This window comes from Streptomyces sp. NPDC046870 (assembly GCF_040704595.1).
Classification (GTDB): Bacteria; Actinomycetota; Actinomycetes; order Streptomycetales; family Streptomycetaceae; genus Streptomyces; species Streptomyces argyrophylli.
In genome coordinates, this window is the sequence record NZ_JBEYXM010000013.1 from 95576 (window position 1) to 120390 (window position 24815).

At 71.6% G+C, this 24815-nt stretch carries 24 protein-coding genes and 1 riboswitch; of the genes, 9 read left to right on the forward strand and 15 right to left on the reverse strand.

Annotated features, from left to right (window positions below):
• Window positions 1-8 precede the first annotated feature (8 nt).
• Complete coding sequence (locus tag AB0946_RS25775) at window positions 9-1202, reverse strand: spermidine/putrescine ABC transporter substrate-binding protein (RefSeq protein ID WP_366763031.1); 1194 nt, start codon at window positions 1200-1202, stop codon at window positions 9-11.
• A 52-nt stretch (window positions 1203-1254) separates the two neighbouring features.
• Window positions 1255-2694, reverse strand: coding sequence for a gamma-aminobutyraldehyde dehydrogenase (locus AB0946_RS25780; RefSeq protein ID WP_366763032.1), 1440 nt, complete (start codon window positions 2692-2694; stop codon window positions 1255-1257).
• A gap of 170 nt (window positions 2695-2864) precedes the next feature.
• Here AB0946_RS25780 and AB0946_RS25785 point away from each other — a divergent pair, with 170 nt between their 5' ends.
• The 8 genes from AB0946_RS25785 to AB0946_RS25820 all read left to right on the forward strand — a co-directional run bounded on the left by AB0946_RS25785 (window position 2865) and on the right by AB0946_RS25820 (window position 10406).
• A complete protein-coding gene (locus tag AB0946_RS25785) occupies window positions 2865-3386 on the forward strand; it encodes an Lrp/AsnC family transcriptional regulator (RefSeq protein ID WP_132788813.1) in 522 nt (173 codons plus the stop codon).
• A gap of 19 nt (window positions 3387-3405) precedes the next feature.
• Window positions 3406-4770, forward strand: coding sequence for an aspartate aminotransferase family protein (locus AB0946_RS25790; protein WP_171152395.1), 1365 nt, complete (start codon window positions 3406-3408; stop codon window positions 4768-4770).
• Between the two features lie 191 nt (window positions 4771-4961).
• Window positions 4962-5702: an ATP-binding cassette domain-containing protein gene (locus AB0946_RS25795; RefSeq protein ID WP_366763033.1), complete on the forward strand. Its 741-nt coding sequence runs from the start codon at window positions 4962-4964 to the stop codon at window positions 5700-5702.
• A complete protein-coding gene (locus AB0946_RS25800) occupies window positions 5684-7027 on the forward strand; it encodes a hypothetical protein (protein ID WP_366763034.1) in 1344 nt (447 codons plus the stop codon). The genes AB0946_RS25795 and AB0946_RS25800 overlap by 19 nt, the downstream gene beginning before the upstream one ends.
• Window positions 7028-7122: 95 nt before the next feature.
• Entirely contained in the window at window positions 7123-7530 is a 408-nt protein-coding gene (locus AB0946_RS25805; RefSeq protein ID WP_366763035.1) for a VOC family protein, read from the forward strand.
• A gap of 35 nt (window positions 7531-7565) precedes the next feature.
• On the forward strand, window positions 7566-8690 hold the full coding sequence (locus tag AB0946_RS25810) for a Rossmann fold nucleotide-binding protein (RefSeq protein ID WP_366763036.1): 1125 nt from the start codon (window positions 7566-7568) through the stop codon (window positions 8688-8690).
• Between the two features lie 177 nt (window positions 8691-8867).
• Entirely contained in the window at window positions 8868-9572 is a 705-nt protein-coding gene (locus AB0946_RS25815) for an LAETG motif-containing sortase-dependent surface protein (protein WP_366763037.1), read from the forward strand.
• A gap of 399 nt (window positions 9573-9971) precedes the next feature.
• On the forward strand, window positions 9972-10406 hold the full coding sequence (locus AB0946_RS25820; protein WP_366763038.1) for a hypothetical protein: 435 nt from the start codon (window positions 9972-9974) through the stop codon (window positions 10404-10406).
• A 46-nt stretch (window positions 10407-10452) separates the two neighbouring features.
• On the opposite strand, the gene AB0946_RS25825 is transcribed toward AB0946_RS25820, so the two are convergent.
• From AB0946_RS25825 to rpsB, 11 genes are all read right to left on the reverse strand, one after another.
• Window positions 10453-11472: an ABC transporter ATP-binding protein gene (locus tag AB0946_RS25825; protein WP_366763039.1), complete on the reverse strand. Its 1020-nt coding sequence runs from the start codon at window positions 11470-11472 to the stop codon at window positions 10453-10455.
• Window positions 11473-13074 (reverse strand): iron ABC transporter permease, encoded by a 1602-nt coding sequence (locus tag AB0946_RS25830; RefSeq protein ID WP_366763040.1) that lies wholly within the window; start codon window positions 13072-13074, stop codon window positions 11473-11475.
• Between the two features lie 47 nt (window positions 13075-13121).
• Complete coding sequence (locus AB0946_RS25835) at window positions 13122-14195, reverse strand: thiamine ABC transporter substrate-binding protein (RefSeq protein ID WP_366763041.1); 1074 nt, start codon at window positions 14193-14195, stop codon at window positions 13122-13124.
• Window positions 14196-14276: 81 nt separating this feature from the next.
• Window positions 14277-14383, reverse strand: a riboswitch (TPP riboswitch).
• Window positions 14384-14406: 23 nt separating this feature from the next.
• A complete protein-coding gene (rlmN, locus tag AB0946_RS25840) occupies window positions 14407-15513 on the reverse strand; it encodes a 23S rRNA (adenine(2503)-C(2))-methyltransferase RlmN (protein ID WP_366763042.1) in 1107 nt (368 codons plus the stop codon).
• A gap of 96 nt (window positions 15514-15609) precedes the next feature.
• Window positions 15610-15798 carry a hypothetical protein gene (locus tag AB0946_RS25845; RefSeq protein ID WP_366763043.1) on the reverse strand — a complete coding sequence of 63 codons (189 nt, stop codon included), beginning with the start codon at window positions 15796-15798 and terminating at the stop codon, window positions 15610-15612.
• A gap of 41 nt (window positions 15799-15839) precedes the next feature.
• Window positions 15840-17051 (reverse strand): cytochrome P450, encoded by a 1212-nt coding sequence (locus AB0946_RS25850; protein ID WP_366763044.1) that lies wholly within the window; start codon window positions 17049-17051, stop codon window positions 15840-15842.
• 469 nt (window positions 17052-17520) lie between these two features.
• Window positions 17521-18666 carry a phosphatidate cytidylyltransferase gene (locus AB0946_RS25855; protein ID WP_366763045.1) on the reverse strand — a complete coding sequence of 382 codons (1146 nt, stop codon included), beginning with the start codon at window positions 18664-18666 and terminating at the stop codon, window positions 17521-17523.
• The gene (gene frr / locus AB0946_RS25860) at window positions 18666-19223 is read right to left on the reverse strand and encodes a ribosome recycling factor (protein ID WP_014675285.1); all 558 of its coding nucleotides are present in this window, start codon (window positions 19221-19223) and stop codon (window positions 18666-18668) included. Before frr ends, AB0946_RS25855 begins: the two co-directional genes overlap by 1 nt.
• Window positions 19224-19398: 175 nt before the next feature.
• Window positions 19399-20157: a UMP kinase gene (gene pyrH, locus AB0946_RS25865; RefSeq protein ID WP_171152412.1), complete on the reverse strand. Its 759-nt coding sequence runs from the start codon at window positions 20155-20157 to the stop codon at window positions 19399-19401.
• 215 nt (window positions 20158-20372) lie between these two features.
• The gene (gene tsf / locus AB0946_RS25870) at window positions 20373-21209 is read right to left on the reverse strand and encodes a translation elongation factor Ts (protein WP_103811156.1); all 837 of its coding nucleotides are present in this window, start codon (window positions 21207-21209) and stop codon (window positions 20373-20375) included.
• A gap of 150 nt (window positions 21210-21359) precedes the next feature.
• Window positions 21360-22247: a 30S ribosomal protein S2 gene (gene rpsB / locus AB0946_RS25875; protein WP_366763046.1), complete on the reverse strand. Its 888-nt coding sequence runs from the start codon at window positions 22245-22247 to the stop codon at window positions 21360-21362.
• A 274-nt stretch (window positions 22248-22521) separates the two neighbouring features.
• Between rpsB and AB0946_RS25880 the strand changes: the two genes are divergently transcribed.
• Complete coding sequence (locus AB0946_RS25880; RefSeq protein ID WP_366763047.1) at window positions 22522-23172, forward strand: M23 family metallopeptidase; 651 nt, start codon at window positions 22522-22524, stop codon at window positions 23170-23172.
• A gap of 81 nt (window positions 23173-23253) precedes the next feature.
• Here the strand turns inward: AB0946_RS25880 and AB0946_RS25885 are convergent, their stop codons facing one another.
• A complete protein-coding gene (locus tag AB0946_RS25885; RefSeq protein WP_366763115.1) occupies window positions 23254-23811 on the reverse strand; it encodes a helix-turn-helix domain-containing protein in 558 nt (185 codons plus the stop codon).
• Window positions 23812-23875: 64 nt separating this feature from the next.
• On the reverse strand, window positions 23876-24718 hold the full coding sequence (gene whiG / locus AB0946_RS25890; RefSeq protein WP_366763048.1) for an RNA polymerase sigma factor WhiG: 843 nt from the start codon (window positions 24716-24718) through the stop codon (window positions 23876-23878).
• Between the last annotated feature and the right edge of the window lie 97 nt (window positions 24719-24815).

Here is a 24815-nt window from a genome sequence, read left to right on the forward strand (position 1 = left end):
GCCACGCGCTAGAGCCCCACGATCCCGTTCCACCGCCGGGTGAACTCCGGGCGTTCGGCGGAGGTGATGTCGCGGGCGACGGCGAGGCGGCGGCGCATGCCGGAGTCCGGGAAGATCAGGGGGTTCCCGGCGAGCGCTGCCGTGTCCTCGTCCTCGGCGGCGGCGAGGACCTCGCGGGCCGCCGGAACCGGGCAGACGTAGTTCACCCAGGCGGCGAGCCGGGCGGCGACCTCGGGGGCGTAGTAGTAGTCGATCAGGCGCTCGGCGTTGGCCTTGTGGCGGGCCCGGTCGGGGATCATCAGGGAGTCCGACCACAGTTCGGCGCCCTCCTCGGGGACGACGAAGCGGATGTCGGGGTTGTCCGCCTTGAGCTGGATGACGTCGCCGGAGTACGCCTGGCAGGCGAGGACGTCCCCGCTGACCAGGTCCTTGGTGTAGTCGTTGCCGGTGAACCGGCGTATCTGGCCCCGGTGGACCTGCCGCTCCACCTGGTCGCAGACCTGGTGGAAGTCGTCCGCTGTCCACCGGGTGACGTCGACGCCGTTGCCCTGCATGAGCAGCGCGAACGACTCGTCCAGGCCGGACAGCAGGGTCACGCGGCCCTTGAGGTCCTCGGCCCACAGGTCGGAGACGGCGCGTATCTCGCGGCCGAGCGCGCGGCGGTTGTAGGCGATGCCGGTGATGCCGGACTGCCAGGGCACGGTGAACCGGCGGCCCTCGTCGAAGGCGGGCGAGCGCAGCAGCGGGTCCAGGTACCGCGCCACGTTCGGCTGGTGGGCGCGGTCCATCTCCTGGACCCAGCCGAGCCGGACGTACCGGGCGCACATCCAGTCGCTGATGACGATCAGATCGCGGCCGGTGGACCGGTGGCTCGTCAGCGCGGGGCTGATCTTGCCGAAGAACTCGTCGTTGTCGTTGATCTCCTCGACGTAGTCGACGGAGATCCCGGTGCGTTTCCCGAACCCCTCCAGCGTGGGCCGCCGGCCGGGGTCGTCGTCGTCGGTGTCGATGTAGAGCGGCCAGTTCGCCCAGGTCAGCCTGTTGTCGCGGGCGGACTCGTCGGCCACGGCCCGGTCACCGGGTGCCACGTACGCCGCGGGCACCCCGCAGCCGGCGAGGGCACCGAGCGCGGCGGTGCCCCCGAGGGCGGCGAGCAGGGAACGGCGGGACGGCGGGGGCTTGCGGGAAGCGGTCTGGAACACCCCGGAAGCATGCCGTCCCACCGTGTCCACGGACGATCCGCCCCAGCGGCCGTCAGCCGTCCAGCGACGTCATCACGTGCTTGATGCGCGTGTAGTCCTCGAAGCCGTAGGCCGACAGGTCCTTGCCGTAGCCGGACTTCTTGAAGCCGCCGTGCGGCATCTCGGCGACCAGCGGGATGTGGGTGTTGATCCACACGCAGCCGAAGTCGAGCTTCTTGGACATGCGCATCGCGCGGGCGTGGTCCTTGGTCCACACCGAGGACGCCAGGGCGTACTCGACGCCGTTGGCCCACTCGACGGCCTGCTCCTCGTCGGTGAAGGACTGGACGGTGATGACCGGGCCGAAGACCTCGTTCTGGATGATCTCGTCGTCCTGCTTCAGGCCGGAGACGACGGTCGGGGCGTAGAAGTAGCCCTTGTCGCCGACCTGCTGGCCGCCCGCCTCGACCTTGGCGTGGGCGGGGAGGCGCTCGATGAAGCCGGAGACCTGCTTGAGCTGGTTGGGGTTGTTCAGCGGGCCGAACAGCACGTCCTCGTCGTCCGGCTGGCCGGTCTTCGTCTCGGACGCGGCCTTGGCGAGCGCGGCCACGAACTCGTCGTGGATGGACTCCTGCACGAGGACGCGGGTGGCGGCCGTACAGTCCTGGCCGGCGTTGAAGAAGCCCGCCACGGAGATGTCCTCGACGGCCTTGGCGATGTCGGTGTCCTCGAAGACGACGACCGGGGCCTTGCCGCCCAGCTCCAGGTGGACCCGCTTGAGGTCCTTGGAGGCGGACTCGGCGACGGACATGCCGGCGCGCACGGAACCGGTGATGGAGGCCATGGCCGGGATGTCGTGCTCGACCATCATGCGGCCGGTGTCGCGGTCGCCGCAGATGACGTTGAAGACGCCCTTGGGCAGGATCGAGCCGATGATGTCGGCGATCAGGACGGTGGAGGCCGGGGTGGTGTCCGACGGCTTCAGGACGACGGTGTTGCCGGCGGCGATGGCCGGGGCGAACTTCCACACCGCCATCATCATCGGGTAGTTCCACGGCGCGACCTGCGCGCAGACGCCGACCGGCTCACGGCGGATGATCGAGGTCATCCCGTCCATGTACTCTCCGGCCGAGCGGCCCTCCAGCATCCGGGCCGCGCCCGCGAAGAAGCGGATCTGGTCGACCATCGGCGGGATCTCCTCGGAGCGGGTGAGCCCGACCGGCTTGCCGGTGTTCTCCACCTCGGCCGCGATCAGCTCCTCGGCGCGCTCCTCGAAGGCGTCGGCGATCTTCAGGAGGGCCTTCTGCCGCTCGGCCGGCGTGGTGTCGCGCCAGCCCGGGAAGGCACGGGCGGCGGCCTCCATGGCGGCGTCCACGTCCGCCTGCCCGGACAGCGGCGCGGTGGCGTACGCCTCGCCCGTCGCGGGGTTGACCACCTCGGTGGTCCGTCCGTCGGCGGCGTCCCGGAACTCACCGTCGATGTAGTTGCGCAGACGACGCAGCTCGGTGCTCACTGCCGGCCTCCTGATCTGGTTCAAGCTGTCCGATCTCTGAGACACCCACCCTAGTCGGCGTGCCGACGTTTTCAACACCCCCACCGCGACCAGTTCTGCGAAATCCGCAAGGTGGGGTCTCGTAAACAACGAATTTCATTGATCGGGCCTTGCGAAACTGTCGAGACGTCGTGCACAGTGAGGCCGTGGCCAGTCGAAGCGCAGACCAGAGGGACCCGTCCCGCGAGTCCAGGAACGGCGGCAGTCCCCAGCTGGACGCCGTCTCCCTCGCCATCATCCAGCAGCTCCAGGAGGACGGCCGCCGGCCGTACGCCGCGATCGGCAAGGCCGTCGGCCTGTCCGAGGCGGCCGTGCGGCAGCGCGTGCAGAAGCTGCTGGACCAGGGCGTGATGCAGATCGTCGCCGTCACGGACCCGCTCACCGTGGGCTTCCGCCGGCAGGCGATGGTCGGGATCAACGCCGAGGGCGACGTCGAGAAGATCGCGGACGCGCTGACTGACATGTCGGAAGTCGAGTACGTGGTGATGACCGCGGGCTCGTTCGACATCCTCGCCGAGATCGTCTGCGAGGACGACGACCACCTGCTGGACGTCATCAACAAACGCATCCGGTCCCTGCCCGGAGTGCGCTCCACCGAGAGCTTCGTCTACCTGAAGCTCAAGAAGCAGACCTACATGTGGGGAACCCGATAACCGTGAGGACCCGATAACCGTGAGCAGCAAGGACCTCAGCCGCACCGCGTACGACCACCTGTGGATGCACTTCACCCGCATGTCCTCGTACGAGAACTCCCCGGTCCCGACCATCGTCCGGGGCGAGGGCACCTACATCTACGACGACAAGGGCAAGCGCTACCTCGACGGTCTCGCGGGTCTGTTCGTGGTCCAGGCCGGACACGGCCGCACGGAGCTCGCCGAGACCGCCTTCAAGCAGGCCCAGGAGCTCGCCTTCTTCCCGGTGTGGTCCTACGCCCACCCCAAGGCCGTCGAGCTGGCCGAGCGCCTCGCCGACTACGCCCCGGGCGACCTGAACAAGGTCTTCTTCACCACCGGCGGCGGCGAGGCCGTCGAGACCGCCTGGAAGCTCGCCAAGCAGTACTTCAAGCTCCAGGGCAAGCCGACCAAGTACAAGGTCATCTCCCGCGCGGTCGCCTACCACGGCACCCCGCAGGGCGCCCTGTCGATCACCGGCCTGCCGGCCCTGAAGGCCCCCTTCGAGCCGCTCGTCCCGGGCGCGCACAAGGTGCCGAACACCAACATCTACCGCGCCCCGATCCACGGTGACGACCCGGAGGCCTTCGGCCGCTGGGCCGCCGACCAGATCGAGCAGCAGATCCTCTTCGAGGGCCCGGAGACCGTCGCCGCAGTCTTCCTGGAGCCGGTGCAGAACGCCGGCGGCTGCTTCCCGCCGCCGCCCGGCTACTTCCAGCGCGTGCGCGAGATCTGCGACCAGTACGACGTGCTGCTCGTGTCGGACGAGGTCATCTGTGCCTTCGGCCGCCTCGGCACGATGTTCGCCTGCGACAAGTTCGGCTACGTCCCGGACATGATCACCTGCGCCAAGGGCATGACCTCGGGCTACTCCCCGATCGGCGCGTGCATCGTCTCCGACCGGATCGCCGAGCCGTTCTACAAGGGCGACAACACCTTCCTGCACGGCTACACCTTCGGCGGCCACCCCGTGTCGGCCGCGGTGGGCCTCGCCAACCTCGACCTGTTCGAGCGCGAGAACCTCACCCAGCACGTGCTGGACAACGAGGGCGCCTTCCTGCGGACCCTGCAGAAGCTGCACGACCTGCCCATCGTCGGCGACGTCCGCGGCAACGGCTTCTTCTACGGCATCGAGCTGGTGAAGGACAAGAACACCAAGGAGTCCTTCAACGAGGAGGAGACCGAGCGCGTCCTGTACGGCTTCCTCTCCAAGGCGCTGTTCGACAACGGCCTGTACTGCCGTGCCGACGACCGCGGCGACCCGGTCGTCCAGCTCGCCCCGCCGCTGATCTCCGACCAGGGGACCTTCGACGAGATCGAGCAGATCCTGCGGGCCACCCTCACGGAGGCGTGGACCAAGCTCTGATCATCCGACGGGATGACCGAACCCGGCCCCGGCGCCCTCCGTTCGAGTGAGAACGGCGGCCCGGGGCCGTGTGCTGTCCGGGCTCCCGTCCGGGACCTGCCTAGCGTGCCAGTGACCGATCGGCCCTGCCTTCGTTCCCCCGGACGGAGGAACAGGCACGGGAAAACGGATCTGAACCGAGGTGTACGCCCATGGAGGCTCCGCCGGACAACGACGTGCTCTGGGCACGCTCCCTGCACTTCAGCCACCGCGACGGCTCCCCCGGACTCGCCGGGATCTCGCTCGGCGTACGGCAGGGCGAGATCCTCGCCGTCAGCGGCCCCCGCGGCAGCGGCAAGACGACCCTGCTGCGCTGCCTGTCCGGCCTGGAGCCGGTGCGGTGCGGCGAGGTCTGGTTCAACAGCTCCCCCGTGCACACGCTAGGCCCGATGGCCCGCGAGCGGCTGCGCCGGGACCGCTTCGGCTGGATCGACCCGGAACCGTTCCTCGTCCCCGAGCTGAACGTCTGGGAGAACGCCGCGCTCCCGCTGATGCTGCGCGGCGCCGGGCGCCGCCGGGCCAAGGTGGCCGCGCTGGAGTGGCTGGAGCGGCTGGACGTCGGCGAGAAGGCCCGCAGCCGCCCCCGCGACCTCCAGCACGCCGAACGCCAGCGCGTCGCCATCGCCCGCGCGCTCGCCCCCGGACCCACGGTCCTCTTCGCCGACGAGCCCACGGCCCCGCTGCACCGCGCCGACCGCGCCCACGTCCTGCGCACGCTCATCGCGGCCGCCCGCTCGCACGGCATCACCGTCGTCCTCGCCACGCACGACGCGGAGACCGCCGCCCTCGCCGACCGTACGGTGGCCCTGCTGGACGGGCGGCGCGTGCACACCGTGCACCTGCCGGACAGCCCCGACACGGAAGGCCGGGCCGCGTGCTCGCTCTCCGCCTGACCCGTGCCGCCCGGCCCGCCGTCCAGCTGCGCCGCCTGCTGGTGGCCGCGGCCTCGGCGGGCACCGGTTTCCTGCTGCTGTCCTGCCTCGCGCACGCCCTGAAGCACCCGGAGGCCGCGAACGCCTCCGCTCTGCGCCTGGCCTGGTGCGCCGTGCCGCTCGCCGCCACGGTGCACCTGGCGCTCGCGGTCGCCCGCACCGACCCCGGCACCCGGCCGCGCCCCGGCCTGTCCGCCGTGGGCCTGGGCCCGGCCCGCCTCATGGCCGTCTCCGCGCTGACGACGGCCCTGTCCTGCACCCTGGGCTCGCTGCTGGCCCTGCTGGTCTTCCTCCATCTGCGCGGCGACCTGACGGGCATGCCGTTCGACGGCGCGGCCGCGGACATGCTGGCGGCGGACCGCTCCCTCCCCCTCCCGGCGGCCCTGACCCTCCTCGCCCTGCTCCCGGCCACGGCGACGACGGCGGTGGCCCTGGCCCTGCGCCCGAGGGACCCGGTCCCGCCACCCCGGACCGGCCGGGGCTTCGGCCGCTTCGGCGCCTACGGGGGGTCGCCGAGGAAGGAGACGTTCGGAGCGGCGGGACGCTTCAGGGGACGGGCGGCGCCCTCCAGGACGCCGGCCACGGCGACCCCGTCCGCCACGGGCGGTCGGGCCGCCGGAACGACGGTCACGGACGACGACGCGCCGGCGCCGGGTGCCGGAGCCGACCCCGAGCCCCCCGCACCCGCACCCGCACCGGACACCGAGGTCCAGCCCCCGGCCGGCCTGCCCTGGGGCGTGGCCCTCGTCACCGCCGGACTCGCCGTGCAGGCCTACGCCGGCCGCACCACGCCCGCTCCCGCCCTCGCCGTGCTCCTCGGCTGGCTCCTGACCGCCACCGGTCTCGTCCTGGCCGCCCCCGGCCTCACCCACCTGTGCGGACGGCTCCTTCAGTCCACCCGCCCGGGGGCGCTGAGGCTGCTCGCCGGCCGGGTCCTCATGGCGGAGGCCGCCCGGATCGGCCGCCCGCTGGGCGTGGTGTGCGCGGTGGCGTCCGCCGGCTACGCCCTGACCGCCCTGTACGACGGCGCCGGCCCGGCCCCCGCCTCCGGCCCGCTGTCCGCCCTCGGCGCGCTCGTCGTCGCCGGCGCCACGCTCGCCACCCTCCTCACCGCGGCCGTGGAGGCCCGGCAGTGCCGTGCCGACACCGTCGCCGCGCTGCTGCGTCTCGGCGCGCCCGCCGGGATGCTGCGCGGCGCCGCCGCCCTCCGCGCGGCCGCCCTGCTGGCCCTGTTCGGCCCGCTCACCCTCGGGATCGCCGCGCTGTCGGCGCTGCCGCTCGGCTGAGAGGAACCTCGGCGGTCGCCGATGAGTTCCGCGCGGGCCGCCGGTCCACCCACCGAACGCGACGAACGCGCACCACCCGGACGGGAGAGGCCCGCATGTACCAGCAGATGATCTTCGTGAACCTGCCCGTGAACGACCTGGACGCCTCCAAGAAGTTCTTCACGGAACTCGGCTACTCGATCGACCCGCGGTTCAGTGACGACAAGGCGGCCTCCGTGGTGATCAGCGACAGCATCGTCGCGATGCTGCTGACCAAGCCGTTCTACGCGACCTTCACCAAGAAGGAGATCGCCGACGCGACGACGACCAGCGAGATGCTGCTGTGTCTGAGCGCCGAGAGCCGCGAGAAGGTGGACGAGCTGGTCGACAGGGCCATCGCGGCCGGTGGCACGGCGAGCGGCCAGGCCCAGGACCACGGCTTCATGTACGGCCGCGCCTTCGACGACCTCGACGGCCACACCTGGGAGGTCGTGTGGATGGACCCGGCGGCCGTCCAGGGCTGACCCCGCGGCCCGAACATCCGTGCCAGCATGGGCGGGTGCAACCGACACCCGCCCAGCCGCACCGCGCCGCCCACGACCGCGAGATAGAGTCGCTCGCCGAGTTCGACGAGGCCGTCGCCGAGCACGGCTCGCTCGCCCGGTTCCGGGTCCAGGCCGTCGACCTGACCAGCCGTACGGACGTCCTGCTCCGCCTCGACACCACGGGAGCCGTCTTCCTCGGCTGTCCCATGGACCCGGAGGCCGCCGCCCGGGTCCGGGCGTCCGGGGCCCTGGTGTTCCCGCCGGTGCCCGGGCTCCCGTTCGACCCGTACCGCGCCTTCGTCTACACGCCCGGGGAACTGTTCGAGTCACTGGACACGGGGTACGAGGTGACGCCGGACGCGCGCGCCTACGCCTGGTTCCAGCGCACGAAGGCCGACGGCGACGTCTTCTCCTCGATGCTCCGCGCGATCCACGACGACGCCGTCTCCGACGCCCTGGACGAACTCCTCGCCGGCGCCCGGGTGGTGGGCGTCATGGGCGGCCACGCGATGGCCCGTGGGACCGACGCGTACGCCGGTGCCGCCCGGCTCGGCCGCGCACTCGCCCGCGCCGGCTACACGGTCGCCACCGGCGGCGGACCGGGCGCGATGGAGGCCGCCAACCTCGGCGCCTACGCCGCCCCGTTCGGCGACGGCATGCTGGACGACGCGCTGCGGCTGCTCGCCAAGGCGCCCTCGTTCCGCCCGTCGGTCAGCGAGTGGGCGCGCGCCGCGTTCGAGGTGCGCGAGCGCTGGCCGGGCGGCGGGGACTCGGTGGGCATCCCCACCTGGTTCTACGGCCACGAGCCGCCGAACGCCTTCGCCGCGCACATCGCCAAGTACTTCGCCAACGCCACCCGCGAGGACGGCCTGCTGGCCCGCTCCACCGCCGGGGTCGTCTTCCTGCCGGGCGCCGCCGGTACCGTGCAGGAGGTCTTCGACAACGCGACGCCCAACTACTACGAGTCGCGCGGCGAGCCGACCCCGATGGTGCTCGTGGACAGCGGGCACTGGACGCGGGAGCTGCCGGTCTGGCCGTTGCTCCGGTCGCTGGCGCGGGGGCGGGCCATGGAGTCCCGTATCGCCCTCGTTGACCGGATCGAGCAGGCTCCGGACGCGCTCAAACGTCTGGGTGGTTAATAAGCGGGCAAAGTCAACGGCCGTTGACGGCCTGCGCGTTGACACTTCTTATGGAGCGCTTATAAACCTGGGAGCCTCCCGGGGTTGCTGGGGCCTCAGCTGTCCGTCGTCTCCTCCGACGCCCCAACTCCCCCTTCACCCCCCGCAATTGCACTCTGTAAAGGACAAACGTTGTCCATGACTCTCCGCGGCGTACGCCGTTCCGCACACGTTCTGGCTGTCGCCTCCGGGTCGGCGGCGCTGGTGCTCGGACTGGCCGGCTCCGCCCTCGCGTGCAACATCAAGGACTTCTCCGCCGAGGCCGGGTGCGACGGTGACAAGGGCGTCATCGCCGTCACCGACACGGACGCGTCCGCCAAGGACGCCACCGTCAGCGTCTTCCTCAAGGGTGTCGGCGGCGTCGAGACGAAGGTCGGCGAGCAGCCGGTGAAGGGGTCCAAGGAGGGCACCCGGATCACCTTCTCCGAGGACTGGAAGCCGAGCGCCACCTACCGGATCCACGTCAAGGCCGGGAACATCGTCGACGAGGACATCCAGCCGGACCTGGTGACCCCGTCCACCGCCTGCAAGACCGAGAGCGAGAACCCGAAGCCCACGGACAGCGCGACCCCGTCGCCCTCGTCGTCGCCGTCGTCGTCGCCGAGCAAGTCCGCCCCGGCCCAGCCGGCGACCCCGGCCCCGTCGGCCTCCGGGTCGAGCTCCGCCCCGGCGGGCACCTCCGAGAACGCGCCGTCCCCGGCCGCCGGCGAGTCCAACCTCGCCGAGACCGGTGCGAACTCCAACACCGGTCTGATAGCCGGCGTCGCGGCGCTCCTGGTCGTCGCCGGCGGTGGCGCCGTCTGGTTCGGCATGCGCCGCCGCGGGGCGAGCCGCAACGGCTGACCGCACCTCCGCGCCACGTCCCGGCCCGTCCCCCGCACCCGGGGGACGGGCCGGTCCGCGTCAGCCGAACGAGGTCCGCTCCAGCCAGAACTCCAGCACCTCGCGGTCGCCGGGCACCTCCAGCCCCGGTGTGTCCGGCGGCAGCCGGCGGTAGAGACGAGCGGCACCTCGGTGAGCGGGCCGCGCAGGGCGGCCGTCGCCTTCTCGTGCCCCCGCCGCCGGCCCCTCCCCTCCTCGCCCAGCTCGACGATCCACTCGGCGTTCAGGGCCGGGTCGGTGTCGCTGGCGTGCGGACGGATCGAGCACCGCGGGCCGCGCGGATACCGCGCCGCCTCGTGGGGCGTGTCGCCCTGCACCCACTCCACGAGCGGGAGCCACTCGTCCAGCGCGTCCGCCGCGATGTCCGGCGCCACTTGGCAGGGCAGCCCGGCGGCGAGCGTGGCGTCGGCCCGGCGCACGGTGATCTCGCAGGCCATGCGGCGGGACCGGAAACCGGTGTTCGGCGCCCCGGACCCCGCCCACACCCCGGTGTCGGGGCCGGCCTCGCGCAGCGCGCCGACGACCAGCTCGCCGGTGTCGGCGAGCCACCGGTCCCGGGCCACCGCGTCCCCGCGCTCCTGCGGACCGGCGCCCAGCGGCCCCTGTTCCGACGGGATGTTGTCCCGCGCCCGGGTGCGCACCAGGGCGTCCACCCAGCGCAGGGCGCTCCCCCGTATGGGTACGAGGTCTTCCAGCGACCAGTCGGGACAGGTCGGCACGGTGGCGGACAGGTCGGCGCCCGAGGTCACCACGGCTCTCGACTGCCCGACCCGCTGGGCGATCTCGTCACAGTGACGGTCACGCGTGAGCGGAGGCATGGCCTCACCCCAAGGTGCGTCGATCAGTCGAGCACGACCGTCTCGGCCACGTCGAACTCCACGCCGACCGACGCGCCGGGCTCCGGCGCGTCCCGGAGCGGGCAGGCCGCCTCCAGCCGGGGGCCGTCCGCCGGCTGGAGGCGGACGGCCACATGGGTGCCCTTGAAGGTGCGGGCGGTCACCGTGCACACCAGGCCCTGGTCGGCGGGCCCGAGCCGGACGCCGGCCGGGCGGACGAGGACCGTGCGGTGGCCCTGCGCGGACCCGTCGGGGACCGGCAGCTTGCCCCACGGGCTGTCGGCGGCCGTGCCGGCGACGGTCGCCGGGACCACGTTCTCGAAGCCGAGGAAGCGGGCCACGAACGCGTCGGCGGGCCGCTGCCACACCTCGAGCGGCGTCCCGGACTGGGCGATCCGCCCGTCCCGCATCACCACCACCCGGTCGGCCAGCGCGAACGCCTCTGCCTGGTCGTGGGTCACGGCGAGCACGGTCGTCCCCAACCGGCCGAACAGCTCCCGCAGTTCGACCACCAGCCGCTCCCGCAGCGAACGGTCCAGCTGGCCCAGCGGCTCGTCCAGCATCAGCAGCCGGGGCCGGGGCGCCAGCGCCCGGGCGAGGGCCACGCGCTGCTGCTCGCCGCCGGACAGCGAGGCCACCGCCCGCCGGGCGGCGCCGGGCAGCCCGACCAGCTCCAGCAACCGGCCCACCTCGGCGTCCCGTTCGCCCTTGGCGACGCCGTGCATGCGCAGACCGAACGCCACGTTCGCGCCGACGTCCCGCTGCGGGAACAACTGGTGGTCCTGGAACATCAGTCCGACGCCCCGGCGGTGCGCGGGTACGCCCGCCTGGTCCCGTCCCCCGAGCAGGACACGGCCGCCGGACAGCGGCTGGAGCCCGGCCACGGCCCGCAGCAGGGTGGACTTGCCGCTGCCGCTGGGGCCGAGGACGCACACCACCTCGTGTTCGGCGACATCGAGGGCGACGGCGTCGAGCACGGCCCGCCCGCCGAAGCGCACGGTCGCGGCATCCAGGCTCAACAGCATCTAGAACTCCCCCGTCCGGTCGGTCCGCAGCCGCTCCAGAATGAGCAGCGCGGCGGCGCACACCACCATCAGAATCGTCGAAAGAGCCATCGCCTGGCCGTAGTTGAGTTCGCCGGGACGGCTGAGCAGCCGGGCCACCGCGACCGGGAGCGTCGGGTTGTCGGGCCGGGCGATGAACACGGTCGCCCCGAACTCGCCCAGCGACACGGCGAACGCGAACCCGGACGCGACCAGCAGCGCCCGCCCCACCAGCGGCAGATCCACCTCCCGCCACACCCGCCAGGGCGAGGCGCCGAGCACGGCCGCCGCCTCCCTGAGCCGGACGTCCACCGCGCGCAGCACGGGCACCATGGTCCGTACGACGAAGGGGGCGCCGACCAGCGCCTGGGCGAGCGGCACCAGGATCCAGGACTGGCGCAGGTCCAGCGGCGGCCTGTCGAGGGCGATCAGGAAGCCGAAGCCGACGGTCACGGCGGAGACGCCGAGCGGCAGCATGAGCAGGGCGTCGAAGCCCCGCACCAGCCGTCCCGCGTCCCGCCGGGCCAGCGCGGCGGCGGCGAGAGCCCCGATCACCACGGCGATGGCGGTGGCCGCGACCGCGTACTGCAACGAGGTCCACACCGCGTGCACGGGCGCCACCAGGAACGTACCGCCGTCCGCGCGCATCAGCGCCCGGTAGTAGCCGAGACCGGGCGCGTCCAGGGAGCGGCGGACGAGGACGGCGAGCGGCAGGACCAGCAGCAGCGCGACGACGGCGAGGACCGAGGCGAGCAGGGCCCACTGTCCGGCGCCGCGCGGGCGCCGGGCCGTCACCGTCGGGTCCACGAGCCGCAGCGCCGTCTCCCGGCGCCGTACCGTCCAGGCGTGCACGGCGAGGACCGCGCCGACCGCCGCGAACTGGACCAGGGTGAGGACGGCGGCCGTGGACAGGTCGAAGACCTCGGAGGTCTGCCGGTAGATCTCCACTTCGAGGGTGGAGAAGGTGGGGCCGCCGAGGATCTGCACCACACCGAAGGAGGTGAAGGTGAACAGGAACACCATCAGGGCGGCGGCGGCCACGGCGGGCGCGAGCGCGGGCAGGGTGACCTTGCGCCAGGCCGTCAGCGGGGAGGCGCCCAGCATCCGGGCGGCCTCCTCCTGCCGGGGGTCGAGCTGCGCCCACAGGCCGCCCACGGTACGGACGACGACCGCGAAGTTGAAGAAGACGTGGGCCAGCAGGATCGCCCACACCGTGGTGTCCAGCCGTATCCCCCACAGCTCGTCCAGCAGCCCGCCCCGGCCGAGCAGCGCCAGGAAGGCGCTGCCCGCGACGACGGTCGGCAGCACGAACGGGACGGTGACGACGGCCCGCAGCAGCTGCTTGCCCGGGAAGTCGAGGCGGGCGAAGACGTAGCCGGCGGGCAGTGCGAGCAGCAGGGTGAGCGCGGTGGAGGCGAGTGCCTGCCAGGTGGTGAACCACAGCACGTGCCGGATGTCCGGCCGGGTGACGACGTCCGCGATCCGGCCGAGGTGCCAGGCGCCGTCCGTCTCCAGCCCGCGCGCGACGATCGCGGCCACGGGCCAGGCGAAGAACAACGCGAAGAACGCGACGGGCAGGGCCATGAGGCCGAGCCGCGCCGCGCTCCCGCGCCTGTCCCTGACGCGGGCGGTCACTTCAGTACGAGTGACGTCCACGACTTGACCCACTGGTCGCGGTTGGCGGCGATCCTGTCCGGCGCCACGGTGGCGGGGTCCTTGGCGGCCGGCCCGTACTTCGTGAAGTCGGCGGGGACGGCCGCCCCCTCCACGACCGGGTAGACGAACATGTTCAGCGGCATGTCCTGCTGGAACTCCTTGGTCAGCAGGAAGTCGAGGAACGCCTTGCCGCCCTTGGTGTTCTTCGCGTGGCTCAGCAGCCCGGCGTACTCGGTCTGCCGGAAGCAGGTGCCGTACGACACCCCGGTCGGGGCGGTGGCGGGCCTCTTCTTGGCGTAGATCACCTCGGCGGGCGGGGAGGAGGCGTACGACACCACCAGCGGCCGGTCGCCGCCCGCCTTCTTCCCCTCGGAGGAACCGGAGAACTCCTGGTAGTAGGCCTGCTCCCAGCCGTCGACGACCTTGACGCCGTTGGCCTTGAGCTTCTTCCAGTAGTCCTGCCAGCCGTCGTCCCCGAACCGCGCGGCGCTGCCGAGCAGGAAACCGAGGCCCGGCGAGGAGGTCGCCGCGTTCTCGGTGACGAGGAGGTTCTTGTACGCGGGCTCGGCGAGGTCGGCGAAGGACTGCGGCGGGGTCAGCTTGTGCGCGCTGAACCAGGCCTTGTCGTAGTTGACGCAGATGTCGCCGGTGTCGACGGGCGTGACGCGGTGTTTGTCCTGGTCGACGCGGAACTCGGGCCGGACCGTGTCGTAGCCCTTGGCCCGGTACGGCTGGAACAGCCCGTTGTCCAGGGCTCGGGAGAGCAGCGTGTTGTCGACGCCGAAGAAGACGTCGCCCTGCGGGTTGTCCTTGGTCAGCACGGCCTTGTTGACGGCCTGCCCGGCGTCGCCGTCCTTGAGGACCCTGACCTTGTACCCGGACTGCTTCTCGAAGTCCTTCAGCACGTTCTTGGAGACGGCCCACGAGTCGTGGCTGACCAGCGTCACGGTCTTGGAATCGGCGGCCGGTTCGCTCTTGCCGGAACCGCACGCGGACAGGCCGATCAGGCCGAGCCCGACCGCCACGGCCACGAAGGTCTTGTTGTGCACTGGATGTCCTCCTGGGGTTGACCAGGAAGAGGCGCGGCCCTGCCCGGGCTCCGCTGGGGAGACCCGGGCAGGGCGCAACAGCTTGAGTGATGACCGAACTTCCTACCCAGAATGACCTGGGCGAGGTTCAGAGGGTCTGCGGCCCGGTGCCGCACTCTCAGCGCTGTGGCGCTCCCCTGTCGGAATATGAAGATATGTGGACCGGGTCAGATTACCGCTCGGTGGCCGCGAGCTGACCGCAGGCCCCGTCGATCTCCTGCCCGCGGGTGTCCCGGACGGTGACGGGCACGCCGTGCGCGGCGATGGCCTCCACGAACGCCTTCTCGTCCTCCGGCCGCGACGCGGTCCACTTCGACCCCGGCGTCGGGTTCAGCGGGATGAGGTTGACGTGCACGGGCCTGCCCTTCAGCAGCCGTCCGAGCCGGTCGCCCCGCCACGCCTGGTCGTTGATGTCGCGGATGAGCGCGTACTCGATGGACAGCCGGCGCCCGGACTTCTCGGTGTACTCGAACCCGGCGTCCAGCACCTCGCGCACCTTCCACCGCGTGTTCACGGGGACGAGGGTGTCGCGCAGCTCGTCGTCCGGGGCGTGCAGGGAGATCGCGAGCCGGCACTTCAGGCCCTCGTCGGCGAACCGGTGGATGGCCGGCACGAGCCCGACGGTGGAGACGGTGATCCCGCGCTGCGAGAGGCCGAGCCCGTCCGGGGCGGGATCGGTGAGCGCCCGGATGGCGCCGACGACCCGCTTGTAGTTGGCGAGGGGCTCGCCCATCCCCATGAAGACGATGTTGGACAGCCGCGCGGGGCCGCCGGGCACCTCACCGTCCCGCAGCGCCCGCATGCCGTCCACGATCTGGTGGACGATCTCCGCGGTGGACAGGTTCCGGTCCAGCCCGGCCTGTCCGGTCGCGCAGAACGGGCAGTTCATGCCGCACCCGGCCTGCGAGCTGATGCACATGGTGACCCGGTCCGGGTACCGCATCAGCACGGACTCGACCAGCGTCCCGTCGAACAGCCGCCACAGCGTCTTGCGCGTGGTCCCCTGGTCGGTGGACAGGTGCCGGACGACGGTCATCAGCTCAGGGAACAGCGCTTCCTGGAGCTTGGCGCGGGAACCGGCGGGGATGTCGGTCCACTGCTCCGGGTCGTGCGCGTACCGCGCGAAGTAGTGCTGCGAGAGCTGCTTGGCACGGAACGGCTTCTCACCGATCCCGGCCACGGCGTCCTTGCGCTCGGCGGGCGTGAGGTCGGCGAGATGCCGCGGCGGCTTCTTGGCTCCGCGCGGCGCGACGAAAGTGAGTTCTCCGGGCTTGGGCATGGTGCATCCAGTGTCGCAGATCCAAACGGGTGACCTGGGGCTGTCACCGTCGCGGATCGGGACCAAGGGCCCGGCGGGTCCGTGGCGCGGTCGTCGTCAGTCGCCGTCGGTGTTGCCGCTTAGGCCTCGTCTCCGGCTCTTCTGGGCGCTGCTCAGCAGTTCGCCCGCGCCGCGTGTGAGGGCCGCCACGATCCGGACCCAGCGCGGGCCGCCGCGCTCCGCCCACACCACGCAGACGCAGCCGCCGACGGCGAGGGCCAGGATGCCGAGCAGTGGAAAGATCATGTTTCCCCCCTGTGTTCCTGCGTACCTTGCCATGCGAGGTGTCACCACGTCACGGGCAGGGTCCTCGGCCCGCGGATCAGACCCCGCGTCTGGAACCCGACTTCCCCGGGCGGCACGGCCAGGCGGATGCCGGGGAAGCGGGTCAGTACGGCGCCGATCATGACCTCGGCCTCCATGCGGGCCATGACGGCGGCCAGGCAGTGGTGCGGGCCGTGCCCGAAGGCCACATGGGCGAGGTTGTCGCGGTCGAAGTCCAGGGCGTCCGGGTCGGGGAAGACCTCGGGATCGCGGTTGGCGGCCAGGTAGGCGTTGTAGACGACGTCACCGGCCCGTATCAGCCGCCCGCCGACCTCCACGTCCTCGGTGGCGACCCGTGGGATGCCGACGCCGTTGCGGTGCGGGACGTAGCGGAACAGTTCCTCCACGGCCCGGGGCAGCAGCTCCGGCTCCCGGCGCAGCCGGTCCAGGTGCCCTGGGTGGGTGAGCAGCGCGTACATCATCGACGCGCTGTTGTTGCGGACCGCGTGGCCCCCGCTGACCTGGACGGCGATGGCCAGGGACGTCGCCTCGTCGTCGGTGATCTCGCCGGCCTCGGCGGCCCGTGCCAGCACCCCTGCCAGATCGTCTCGGGGGTCCTCTCGGCGGCTGCGGAGCAGTTCGGTGACCCGGGCCCGGGTGATCAGGGCCGCCTCTCTGGCCCGCTCCTGCGCATCGGCTCCCGCGGACAGCAGGGCCTCGCCGGTCGCGGCCCAGCGGTGCCAGTCCTTCTCCTCGACGCCGAGGAAGTCGCGGAGCACGGCGATCGGGAAGGGACCGTGCAGATGTTCCACGAGGTCGGCCGGGGCTCCGGCGCGTTCCATCCCCTCCAGCAGGCCGGCGGCCCTGCGCTCCGCGAGCGGTCGCAGCCGCCGCATGCTCCGCCCGGTGAACGCGCGGGCGACGACCCGGCGCAGCCGGGCGTGCCGGGGCGGATCGATGTACTGCAGGCCCGCCGTCTGCGAGGCCACCGGCACCGGGCGCATGGTGGTGACGGCTCGGCCGACGACCCCTGCCCGGGAGAAGCGCGGGTCCGAGGTGACGAACCGGACGTCCTCGTACCGCGTGACCAGCCAGGCGCACCCCTCGCCGTACGGCAGCCTGATCCGCGCGACCGGTTCCTCGCGCAGCAACACGTCCAGGAAGGGATCGGGGACCAGCGCGGGCAGATCCTCGACGGGCCAGTACCGGACGGGCGGGGGTGGTGTGCCGGCCATGAGGTCAGGGGCGGGGCCGGGGACAGCGGAGGCGGGGGCCGGGCCCGCGGGTGTACGGGCGGCGGCCCGGCCGGCTGGGGCTGACGAGAGGCCCGCAGAGGCAGGGCCAGCGGACTCGGTAGCGGTTGAGGCGGCGGGCACGGCAGGCGTACGGGCGGCGTCGGCCGGAGCGGACGCCGGGTCGTACGGGGTGGGCGTCGGGTCGAGGGGCATCGGCTCACTCCCTGCTGCGTCGCCGGGCGGCGGTGGAACGGCCGTCCTCTGCAGGAGTCTGCCGCGCGCCCGCGCCGGCCGCCGATTCGTGATGCGGCATCCGGGTGCCGCGAGGGGAGGGACCCCGGCACGACCCCGGCCGCGGACCGCCGTCATCGCTCCCGGGGCCACCGAGAGGTCCGGGTACGGCAACAGCCCCCGCCCTGTTCCAGGACGGGGGCCGAGGAAGACGTACCGCTACCGCCGGCGCCCCCGCTCACGCGGAGCCGACGAAGATCACCATCAGCAGCCACACCACCGGGGCCGTGGGCAGCAGCGAGTCGAGGCGGTCCATGATGCCGCCGTGCCCGGGGAGCAGGGTGCCCATGTCCTTGATGCCCAGGTCCCGCTTGATCATGGATTCGCCGAGGTCGCCCAGCGTGGCGCTGGCCGCGACCGCGAGGCCCAGCAGCAGGCCCTGCCACCAGCTGCCGCCGTCGATGAGGAACTGCATGCACAGCGCGCCGGCGACCATCGCGAACAGCACCGCGCCCAGCAGCCCCTCACGGGTCTTGCCGGGGCTGATGCGCGGCGCGAGCTTGTGCTTGCCGAAGCGCCACCCGACCGCGTAGGCGCCGGTGTCGCTCACGACCGTCAGCAGCAGGAACGTGAGCACCCGCCAGGGACCGTCGTCGGCGGTGAGCATCATCGCGACGAACGTGGCCAGGAACGGCACGTAGAACGCGGCGAAGAGACCGGCCGTGACGTCCCTGAGGTAGTTCTCCGGCGGCTCCGTCATCCGCCAGACCAGCGCGGCCAGCGCGGTCAGCGCCATGGCGACCCACGCGCCCTCGGCCCCCCGCACATACCCGGCGACGACCATCGCCGCGCCGCCGACCGCGAGCGGCACCAGTGGCGCCTTGATGCCCTTGCGCTCCTGCAGCCTGCTGGTCAGCTCCCACAGTCCGACGACGACGGCGACAGCGACCACGCCGACGAACACGGCCTTGACGATGAACAGGGACGCGATGATCACCACACCGAGCCCGACGCCGACGCCTATGGCCGCGCTCAGGTCACGGCCCGCGCTCTTCTTCTGCGGCGCTGGCGCCGGCTGCGGGACGTCGGGCATGGGCTCCGGGTTCTGGGTCTCGGCCGGGAGTTCCCGGGCCTGATACGTCTCGTCTCGGAACAAGGGGCCGCTCAGCCGAGCGGCCCCCCGGTCGTCGTCCTGGTCTCCTCCGCCGTACGCGGGGGCGTCGGGCACAACGGGCATGGGGCGGGTCTGCTGCGCCTCAGGCGCATCGTATGCGGGACCCGCCGGGCCGGCCCCCGGGACAGGCTGGGCGGGCCCACCTGCGGTGGGTCCCCAGTACCCGGCCTGGCCCGCCGATGGCGGCGCCCCCCAGGAAGAGTCGCTCATCAGACTTCGAGCAGCTCCGCTTCCTTGTGCTTGAGGAGCTCGTCCACCTGGGCGACGTACTTCGCCGTGGTGTCGTCGAGCTCCTTCTCCGCACGACGGCCCTCGTCCTCGCCGACCTCGCCGTCCTTGATCAGCTTGTCGATGGCGTCCTTGGCCTTGCGGCGCACCGAGCGGATCGAGACCTTGGCGTCCTCGCCCTTGCCCTTGGCGACCTTGATGTACTCGCGGCGGCGCTCCTCGGTCAGCTCGGGGAACACCACTCGGATGATGTTGCCGTCGTTGCTGGGGTTGACGCCCAGGTCGGAGTCGCGGATGGCCTGCTCGATGTTGCGCAGCGCGCTCTTGTCGAACGGGGTCACGACCGCCATACGCGGCTCCGGCACGGAGAACGAGGCCAGCTGGTTGATCGGCGTCGGGGCACCGTAGTAGTCGGCCACGATCTTGTTGAACATCGCCGGGTGCGCACGGCCGGTGCGGATCGCGGCGAAGTCCTCCTTGGCGACCACGACGGCCTTCTCCATCTTCTCCTCGGCTTCGAGGAGGGTCTCTTCGATCACCACTTGCTCCTGCGTGTCTTGAGTAAGGCCCGGCTGCGGTTCCTGAAGTCGGTCGGCGGCCGGCTGCGTCGCGTCTTCTTCCTGCACGGTTCCCGACCGGCAGGACATTGTCCATCCCCCAGCCGGGGTCCGGCCCCCTCACAGGGCCGCACATCACCGGCCGGGTTGGTCCAGGTCAGTCCCGGCTGTCCTGGTCACCCACCAGCGTGCCGATCTTCTCACCCTTGACGGCGCGGGCGATATTGCCCTCCGCGAGAAGCTCGAAGACGAGGATCGGGAGCTTGTTGTCGCGGCACAGCGTGATGGCGGTGGCGTCGGCGACCTTCAGGTCGCGGGTGATGACCTCGCCGTAGCCGAGGGCGTCGAACTTGACGGCGTCGGGGTTGGTCTTGGGGTCGGAGTCGTAGACCCCGTCCACGCCGTTCTTGCCCATGAGCAGCGCCTCGGCGTCGATCTCCAGGGCGCGCTGGGCGGCGGTGGTGTCGGTGGAGAAGTAGGGCATGCCCATACCGGCGCCGAAGATGACCACGCGCCCCTTCTCCAGGTGGCGCACGGCGCGCAGCGGGATGTACGGCTCGGCGACCTGGCCCATCGTGATGGCGGTCTGCACGCGGGACTGGATGCCCTCCTTCTCCAGGAAGTCCTGGAGGGCGAGGCAGTTCATCACGGTGCCGAGCATGCCCATGTAGTCGGAGCGGGCACGGTCCATGCCGCGCTGCTGGAGTTCGGCGCCGCGGAAGAAGTTGCCGCCGCCGATGACGACCGCGATCTGGGCGCCGTCACGCACGACGGCCGCGATCTCACGTGCGATCTTGTGCACCACGTCCGGGTCGACGCCCAGTCCCCCGCCACCGGAGAAGGCCTCTCCGGACAGCTTCAGCAGAAACCGGCCGCGTACTTTGCCGTCGTCGCTCTTCTGGGCCTTGGTGGTCATGGGGATCCCAACTCTTTCACGTGTTGCACATACGAAGAAGGCCATTGCCGATGGGGTTGCTTTTCGCTCCCATGCGCGGCAATGGCCTCCTCGTCAGATCTGCTGCCGTCCGCCCCACGCCGGGGTGTGGCGGTGTGCGCGGACGACTGCGGTCGACCCTATCGGGATTTCCTCGTGGATTTCTCCGGGGGTCGCGCGTCGATCGCGGTACGGACTCAGATGCCGACCTTGATGCGCGAGAAGCGCTTCAGGGTGACACCGGCCTCGTCCAGCACCTTCTGGACCGACTTCTTGTTGTCGAGCGCGTACGGCTGGCCGAGCAGCGTGGCGTCCTTGAAGAAGCCGTTGAGACGACCCTCGACGATCTTGCCGATCGCGGCCTCGGGCTTGCCCTCGGCGCGGGTGGTCTCCTCGGCGATGCGGCGCTCGGACTCGACGACGTCGGCCGGCACGTCCTCCTTGGAGAGGTACTTCGGCGCGAAGGCGGCGATGTGCTGGGCGACGCCCTTGGCGACCTCGGCGTTCGGCTTGTCGAGCTCGACCAGGACACCGATCTGCGGGGGCAGGTCGGGCATGGTGCGGTGCATGTAGGCGGTGACGTAGCCGTCGGAGAACTGCGCGAAGCGGTCCAGGACGATCTTCTCGCCGAGGTTGGCGTTGGCCTCGTCGACGTACGCCTGGACGGTCTTGCCGGGCTCGATCTCGGAGGCCAGCAGGGCCTGGAGGTCGGCCGGGTTCGTCTTGGCGACGTGCTCGGCGATGGCGTTGGCCACGGCCTGGAACTTCTCGCCCTTGGCGACGAAGTCCGTCTCGCACTTCAGCTCGACCAGGACACCGGAGGAGTTGTCGTCGGCGATGATGGAGACCACGGCGCCGTTCTCGGCGGAGCGGCCCTCGCGCTTGGCGACGCCCTTCTGGCCCTTGATGCGCAGCGCCTCGACGGCCTTCTCGACGTTGCCCTCGGCCTCGTCCAGCGCCTTCTTGCAGTCCATCATGCCGGCGCCGGTCAGCTCACGGAGCTTCTTGACGTCGGCGGCGGTGTAGTTCGCCATGAGTCTGTGAGTCTTTCTCGAAGTCTGGTTTAGATCCGCACGGTCGCGACCCACATGTAGTCGCGGACCGCGTACGTCGTGCCGACCTACGGGTGAACAGCGGGGGCGGAGTCATGTCCCGCCCCCGCCGTCGAACGCTGACGGATGGCGTCAGGCCTGCTCGGCCTCGGCAGCCGGGGCCTCGGCGGCCGGAGCCTCGGCGGCCGGGGCCTCGGCAGCGGCCTCGGCCGGCTTCTCGGCCTCGGCGGCCGGAGCCTCGTCCTTCTTCTCACCCTCGAGCAGGTCACGCTCCCACTCGGCGAGCGGCTCGCCCGCGGCCTTCTCGCCCTTGTCGCCGGTGGCGACGCGCGAGCGGCTGATGAGGCCCTCGGCGACGGCGTCGGCGATCACGCGGGTGAGCAGGGTGACGGAGCGGATCGCGTCGTCGTTGCCCGGGATCTTGTAGTCGACCTCGTCGGGGTCGCAGTTGGTGTCGAGGATCGCGACGACCGGGATGTTCAGCTTCCGGGCCTCACCAACGGCGATGTGCTCCTTCTTGGTGTCCACGATCCAGACGGCGCTGGGCACCTTCTGCATCTCGCGGATACCGCCGAGGGTCTTCTCCAGCTTGGCCTTCTCGCGCGAGAGCACGAGAAGCTCCTTCTTGGTCAGACCGGACGCGGCGACGTCCTCGAAGTCGATCTGCTCGAGCTCCTTGAGGCGCTGCAGACGCTTGTAGACGGTCGAGAAGTTGGTGAGCATGCCGCCCAGCCAGCGCTGGTTGACGTAGGGCATGCCGACGCGGGTGGCCTGCTCGGCGATGGCCTCCTGCGCCTGCTTCTTCGTGCCGACGAACATGACCGTGCCGCCGTGGGCGACGGTCTCCTTGACGAACTCGTAGGCGCGGTCGATGTACGACAGCGACTGGAGCAGGTCGATGATGTAGATGCCGTTGCGCTCGGTGAAGATGAAGCGCTTCATCTTCGGGTTCCAGCGACGGGTCTGGTGACCGAAGTGGACGCCGCTCTCCAGCAGCTCCCGCATCGTGACGACGGCCATGGCCGTTTCTCCTTGGTGTTCTCGGTTGTGCCGCTTCCACCGGACGGCGGAGGCGCCTGACGCCCGCGATGCGCCGTGCCGCGAAGGACCGAGGGGCGCTTGGTACGAACCGTTGCCGGCTGCCGTACCCGGGCGTGCGAAGTCGACCCGGTGACCCGGATCGCCAGAAGAAGTGTACGGGACCGACGGGGTACCGGGTGACGCCGCTGTCCACAAGCGGCGAGTGGTCCACAGGGCCGGGCCTCGGCCGGCGGGTGTGCGGGACGGTGTCGGCATGCGACGAACGATGCGATGCGCGCTGGTGTGGCCGGTACTGGTCCTGGGGCTGGCGGCGGCCTTGCTCACGCCCCTGGCCTGGGCGGACACGCCTCCCGGGGTTCCGCCGGCCCCTCCGGCGGTGCCCGTGCCGCCCGTGGCCCGGGCCTGGCCGGTCGGTGTCCGCCCGCCGGTCCTGCGTGGCTGGGAACCACCGGTGACGGTGTACGGCCCCGGGCACCGGGGGGTGGATCTGGGAGCGCCGGCCGGGGCGCCCGTACGGGCGATCGCACCGGGCCGGGTGCTGTTCGCGGGCCGGGTGGCGGGGCGGGGTGTGGTCTCGGTGGAACTGCGGGGGACGGATCTGCGGACGACGTACGAGCCGGTGCGGGCGTCGGTCCGCAAGGGGGAGGAGGTGGGGGCGGGGGCGGTGGTCGGGGTGGTGGAGCCGACGGGGTCCCACTGCGGGACACGGACGTGCGTGCACTGGGGTCTGCTGCGGGGTGACGCGTACGTGGACCCGCTGTCCGTACTGCCGCCGTGGCTGCTGCGCGGGGGGCCGTCGAGGTTGCTGCCGGTCGTGTCCCGGCGGGACGGGTCAACCCGTGGCTGCGGAGCCGGCTGCGCCCCGCCTGCGGGGCGGGTGGGGGGAAGGACGCTGCGGTCGTGAGTCGGGCGCGGGTCCGTCGTGGTCGTTCGCGCGGTTGACCGCGCCCCCTTCGGGGCGCTCCCCCGGCCGGCGTCGGCGGGGTCAGCCCTTCACTCCTCCCAGCGCCATGGCCACGGCCGCGTTCGTCACCACCGTGGGATCCTCGGCCGCGCCCAGCTCGATGCGCCGGACCGCCGCGTCCACGACCCCCTGCAACAGCATCGCCGCCAGCCGGGGCTGCTCGTGTCCCAGTTCCCGAAGCGCCTCGACGATCATCGCGACCAGGCCCCCGTGGGCCGCCCGGATCTTCTCCCGGGCCCCGGCGTCCAGCTCGCTCGCGGAGATGGCGACCACCGCCCGGTGCCGCCGGTCCCCCACCAGCGCCAGCTGCTGCCGCACATACGCCTCGACCTTGCCCTCGGCCGTCCCGGCCCGCTCCATCGCCGCCGCGACCTCCGCCGCCCACACCGGGAAGTCGGCCTCGCACAGCTCCTCGACCACGGCGGCCCGGGAGCGGAAGTACTCGTACACGGAGGACCGCGCCAGCCCCGTCCGCTCGGCCAGCGCGGGAAAGGTCAGCGCCTCCGTCCCGCCCTCGGACAGCAGGGACCGAGCCGCGTCCAGCAGGGCGGCTCGCTGCATCGACCGGTGTTCGGCCACGGAGGCCGCTCGAATCCTTGGCACGTCGACCACTGTACGGACACGCCCTGCCGGAAGGGAGGAGTCAGCGCCCGAAGCTCGCCAGCTTGGCCCGGAGCTGGAGCACCGACTTGGTGTGGATCTGGCTGACCCGGCTCTCGGTGACCCCGAGCACGTTGCCGATCTCGGCGAGGGTGAGCCCCTCGTAGTAGTACAGGGTGACGACGGTCTTCTCGCGCTCGGGCAGCGTGTTGATCGCCCGCGCCAGGAACCGCCGCAGTTCGCGGTCCTCGGCCACCTCCACCGGGTTGTCGGCGGCGGTGTCCTCCAGCGTGTCCATCAGGCTGAGCCGGTCCCCGCCCTCGCCGCCGACGTGCAGCAGCTCCTCCAGGGCGACGACGTTGGCCAGCGACAACTGGCTGAAAACGGCGTGCAGTTCGTCGACCTCCATGCCCAGCTCGGCGGCCACCTCCCCCTCCGACGGCGTCCGGCGCAGCCGCGCCTCCAGGGTGGCGTAGGCACGTTCGACGTTGCGCGCCTTCTGCCGGACCGAGCGGGGGATCCAGTCCAGCGCCCGCAGCTCGTCGATCATGGCGCCGCGGATCCGGGTGATCGCGTACGTCTCGAACTTGATCTCCCGGTCGATGTCGAACTTCTCGATCGCGTCGATCAGCCCGAACACACCCGAGGAGACGAAGTCCGCCTGCTCCACATTGGGCGGCAGCCCGACGCTGACCCGGCCGGCCACGTACTTGACCAGCGGCGAGTAGTGCAGGATCAGCTGCTCCCGCAGCCGGTCGTCCCCCGTCGCCTTGTACGACCGCCACAGCTCGTCGAGTGTCGAGGGAGCGGGCGGTCGCACGCTGCCACCGTCGCGGGCGGCTGGGGGGATCGCCGCCCGGTCGGACCCGGAGGTGTGCTGGGGCATTCGTCGCCTTGTGCCGTTCTGCCGTGAAGTGCTGTGAAGTGCCGTGGAGTGGGTGTGGGTGGGTTTCCTGGGGTGAAGTGGGGCTGCATGGGTGAGC